This is a genomic window from Micromonospora sp. LOL_024 (genome assembly GCF_048060415.1).
Lineage (GTDB): Bacteria > Actinomycetota > Actinomycetes > Mycobacteriales > Micromonosporaceae > Micromonospora.
In genome coordinates this window covers 1-1,181 of sequence record NZ_JBHMIS010000141.1, presented here as the reverse complement: position 1 = coordinate 1,181, position 1,181 = coordinate 1, and the positions used below count along the sequence as shown (strand labels likewise).

General features: G+C 61.1%; 1 protein-coding gene and 1 pseudogene. One reads left to right on the top strand and one right to left on the bottom strand.

The window, feature by feature from the left end; all coding sequences use genetic code 11:
* Positions 1 to 274 (top strand): hypothetical protein (locus ACFHWY_RS28575; RefSeq protein ID WP_416583339.1); only part of this gene is annotated, 274 nt, incomplete at its 5' end.
* Between the two features lie 38 nt (positions 275 to 312).
* Here the strand turns inward: ACFHWY_RS28575 and ACFHWY_RS28570 are convergent.
* Positions 313 to 1,098 (bottom strand): annotated as a pseudogene (locus ACFHWY_RS28570) (RNaseH domain-containing protein); the annotation flags it as partial.
* Between the last annotated feature and the right edge of the window lie 83 nt (positions 1,099 to 1,181).

The window sequence follows — 1,181 nt, the reverse complement described above, 5'->3', positions numbered from 1 at the left end:
CTCCACCTCACCCACTTCGAATACCGATACCTACCGAATCCTTGCTGAGATCACCTCAATGCTCGGGCTGGTCATTTTCCTGGAGGCCAGCTACGCACAGCTCGACGAACTGGGTGTTCCACACCTGCGCCTTAAGATTTGGCGACCGTCCACCGGCACGCGCTCCCGGCACGATCTTCGACTCGGAATGCATCGCGTTCGTATGCGTAGCTGGCTTTCTCGAAGTACTGCCGAAAGTCTGGGATTGATGTATCGCCAAAGCCCTGCCGATTGACCAACCTGGTGGCCGTCTATTCCGTAACATTCAGGCGTCTCGCCACCCTCGGGAGTACGCACGCGGACATGCCTCAGGCCGCGCATGCTGGTGATCGAGTGCCGTAGGCCACCACCGAAGTCCAGCATGTCCACCTCTAGGCGGCTGTTCGTCAAGTAATTCCAGGAGTTCCACAAATTTTGCGCGTGCGTAAGAAGAAGCGTGTCGGAGTAGGTGCCGACGGCCTTCTCTACAGCTTCGTTAATGAACCGCATGGTGTCTCTCGGCGCATACACGAGATCGGTATCGGCGTGAGCTCGGCCTATCTCAAGTAGCCCTGTGTGCAAAGGCTGCCATGCCGTTTTAGGCGTACGCACCAGCACCCTCTGGCCGCTCGGGTCAGCGAGCAATGCGATGGGCACCTGCATCCTTGCCCTCGAAGCGCTGCTCTTGCTCTGGCCGACCATCCAAATCGCCAGCAGGGCAGGGCTTCGAGCGAGTGTATTCCGTGTCGGCGATGGCAGGGCGGTCGGACGCACTCCCAGTTGCCTTAGGAGATCGTCGATGGCAGCACCGAACCGGGTACGGGTGGTGTTGGCCGCGTGGTCAGGGGCCTCTCTTGGCAGAACGAGTCGGGCGGCGAACTGGCTGTGCCGCCCAGTGCGCAGTAGCGCGCTTCGGAGCGCGAACTTGATATGGGCTTGGCCGTCCTTGCGCTCGTGCCGTTCTGGGCTGGGGATCTCCACCAGCGTGATCGTCGGGTGAGGTGCCTGGCTGAGCAGGTTCGTGATGAGTTCAGCCCGCGCCTCGATCGCAGCCTGCGGCGAACCGGCCTCCTCTTCAATGTTCGCAGGGCTGCTCGGGGGAGTTAGTACTGCAACGGCGGGTCGTGGCTTCGGCTGCTGATCGCTCGTTGGCTGGTTGTGGT